The sequence below is a fragment of the Endozoicomonas sp. ISHI1 genome (assembly GCF_024606225.1).
Taxonomy (GTDB): Bacteria; Pseudomonadota; Gammaproteobacteria; order Pseudomonadales; family Endozoicomonadaceae; genus Endozoicomonas_A.
In genome coordinates this window covers 1-3242 of sequence record NZ_JAGRPU010000105.1, presented here as the reverse complement: position 1 = coordinate 3242, position 3242 = coordinate 1, and the positions used below count along the sequence as shown (strand labels likewise).

General features: G+C 45.8%; 2 protein-coding genes. Both read left to right on the top strand.

Annotated elements, in window-relative coordinates:
* Window positions 1–2780 (top strand): transglutaminase family protein (locus tag KBW69_RS23205; RefSeq protein ID WP_257282500.1); only part of this gene is annotated, 2780 nt, incomplete at its 5' end.
* A gap of 209 nt (window positions 2781–2989) precedes the next feature.
* Window positions 2990–3242 (top strand): hypothetical protein (locus KBW69_RS23200; protein WP_257282499.1); only part of this gene is annotated, 253 nt, incomplete at its 3' end.

The window sequence follows — 3242 nt, the reverse complement described above, 5'->3', positions numbered from 1 at the left end:
AGATAAGTGATCTGACGAGCCAACAGCTTGAAGATGATATTAACGAAGCGTCTGCGGTTGGCAATGATATTAACGAAGCGTCTGCGGTTGGCAATGATATTAACGAAGCGTCTGCGATTGGCAATGACAAGACTCCTGAAAAACACCGCCTGAAATTCAGCTCGAAGCTGGCCAAAATATTGAAATGGAGAAAAAAACATAAAGGCCCGGTAAGCAAAACGCCTCCCGGCAAAGAGCCTGACCACCGGGCATTAGACCGGAGAACAAAAAACAAAGGCCCAATAAGCAAAACGTCTCCCGGCAAAGAGCCTGACCACCGGGCATTAGACCGGAGAACAAAAAACAAAGGCCCGGTAAGCAAAACGTCTCCCGGCAAAGAGCCTGTTCCTCTGGTATTGGACCATCTAACAAAGTATGAGGGTCTGGAGTTGGGGCAAGTTGAGGATGTTAAAATTTTTAAAACGCAGAACCATCCTTCCAATATGTATCGCATCGATGTACTGGATATTAATGTGAATGGCTGGGGTGATGTCGAACTGACCGCTCTTGATAATCAATACATTGATGGGGTCGAAACCCTCATACCGGCCCCGTTACCAGAGCGTGACCAGGAAGTGACTCTAGCCAGCGATCAAACACTGGCAACTTTTAGGGGATCATCGAAAAAAGATGGTCAACTTGTATTGCCCAGCCTGACGTTTAACAACTATATCGTTGCCCTGCATATAAAACCCGGTTTGTCATTTAAACTGTTAAGGGATCGATATACCGGGATGCACACATTGTTGATTCCGGAAGCCAAAGCCGACCAAGTTATTGAAGTTGCTTATGTCGTAGAACACAGAGAACCAGGCAGAAAAACACCTCCTGAAGAAGCCCGGCCAGAACGATTAACAAGCCTTGACGCCCGGTGTTCAAAAGGCATGAAAACAGTACTGAAGGGAGTGTTAGAGAACATTAAGCAACAACCACCTGAAATACAGGCGCCTTTGCAGAAAATAAAAGACGCCAAAGACCCTGAGCAACGAATTGAGGCAATCACAGACTATTGCCGACAGTTTTCCGGTAAAGCTAAACCAGATTGTCATGAGAATTTCTTTAAATTTCTGGTAAAAGAACGGCAAGGGAGCTGCCGTCATCGTGCGCCTGTTTTTGTTGCTTTTTGTCGTTATTTCGGGATTCCATCCCGGGTAGTGAATAGTTATATCCACAGCTTTGCTGAATATTACGATGATAAGAGCCAAACCTGGAAGTCAGTGGATCTCAGCGGTGCGCCCGTCAAAAGAAGAGAAATAGACGGTGTCTTCCAGCCAAGCACAAATGTCAGCAGTTCCAGCACTGAGATAAAGAAGCATAAGGCTTTCCTGAAAAATCTCATGAAAGGTGCTGATTTGCCGCAACAGCAAACTCTGGCTAAGGCCTGTAACATGAGCCTCGGGGAACTGAACAAAGCCCTTGAGAAAAACAGCGCATTGCCAGATACCAGGCTAATTATTTCCAAAATAGTCAAGAACCTTTGGGAGCAAAAAGATTTAACCAGTTTTTCTATGGCCGTCTCAATAATCGTCTCGCTGGGGAAAGAAGCATCGGGCTGTTACGAGATGCAACTTGATTCGATATCGGAAGCGGTGACACGAATATTGTCCGATAGTGATGAAGAGCAGATTACTGAACAACTCAAGTTACTTCATCCAAAAATAATTGATCAGGAGGACCTATGCGATCACAATTGGTTTCATTCAATGTTAGAAATACTGACAGCGAGTGACCTGACCAAGCCATCGGTTATCCGCTTTGCCCTTGAAGTCCTGAAATTGGGTTGGCTGGATCCAATACTGGCCGATGAGGACTATATTGCAGACGCCGGTGAACATCATGAGCTATTGGTGCGTCTGAAAAGCGTCGATGAACTCAAGGTTGAAGCCGCTCATTGCTTGAAAAAGTGGTATAAGCAGTTCTTTTCCAGGGAAAACAATAGTCAGTTGTTGCATATGGCTTATGAAAACTTCCAACAAAGAGATAGTGATACCCCATTCGTCAGTCATTGTCATGATGGCTTTTCATCATCCCTTGAATATCATATTGCCAATCCATTCTTACAGAACGCCTGGACGGACGAACCTGAGGGTATTCCCAATGTTGAGCGAATGTTGGCCCACCATCCCGCGTTTCCGAGGTTAATTTCAGGCAAGGGGAACCACCGTCCGGTGATTATCGCAGGGGAACCTTCCTGGGGGGGCACATTGATTAAGGAAAAGGCTGAAGCCCTGTTTCAACGAGCGTTTGAGGACACTCCGCAACTTAAGCATTTACTGAAAGACATCAATAAATATGAGACAAAGAAAAACCAATGCAGGAATGAGCCAACAGCATCGGAAAAATTTATCTACCTTGAGAAGCAAAGTGTTGTGAATGAGACTAGAGAAATATGCAAGCAGGTGATTCAGCTGGCCTTCTGTCATTATCTGTATAGATTGACACACTCGAAAGGTGGCTGCCTAACCTATTGTTGGGCCAAGGCATCCATCTTTGGGTACAACGAAGAGGACTCCTATGGCGCTCATGATCCATCCTCACCAGAAGAACTGTATGCCATGATGTCTGATATTGTGAGCTCTGAATTGTTGGACTCTCTTCAGGATGATTACTTGCGGCAGGCACTCAACGCCAGTAACGCTCTGGTGCTCAAATCCAGTGAGCTGACAACCATTGCCGAAGAATTTTTGAACAGCGTGAATTTGAATTCGATGGCGACTGACCTGGAGGTTGACCAGGAATAGACTGCCGTCCCCGCTACAGGGTCGCCTGGATGAGCGCGATTCCCGGTCAGCCTCCTGACTCATAGTTTGTTCGTGATAAATTTTTCGAGATGGGTAACTTCCTTCCATGGCAACGAGCCACTGTCCAAATGAAACTTTCGTACGATCTGAAGGTCAAATTATAAAACAGTTTCATTTAAGTCCTTCAGATAGCAGTAGGGAGATTAACCATGGATGGTCAGATTGGTGGAGAAATAAATAAACCCGTTCTTAACAACGGCATGCCTGAAAATAGCACTCCAGCCAGCAGAGCAAAGCTGGATGAACCGATTGCAAAGGTCTGCTCTGATGTAACGGCCAAACTCAATCTATCGTCATCTCCGATGAAGATGCCTGGCAAGGCGAGAACTGTATCCTCAACGGATTCCCCGCTCCAAAAGCCCCCTCATACCTTCGATTTTCGTTTTGTCACCAGTGATGATG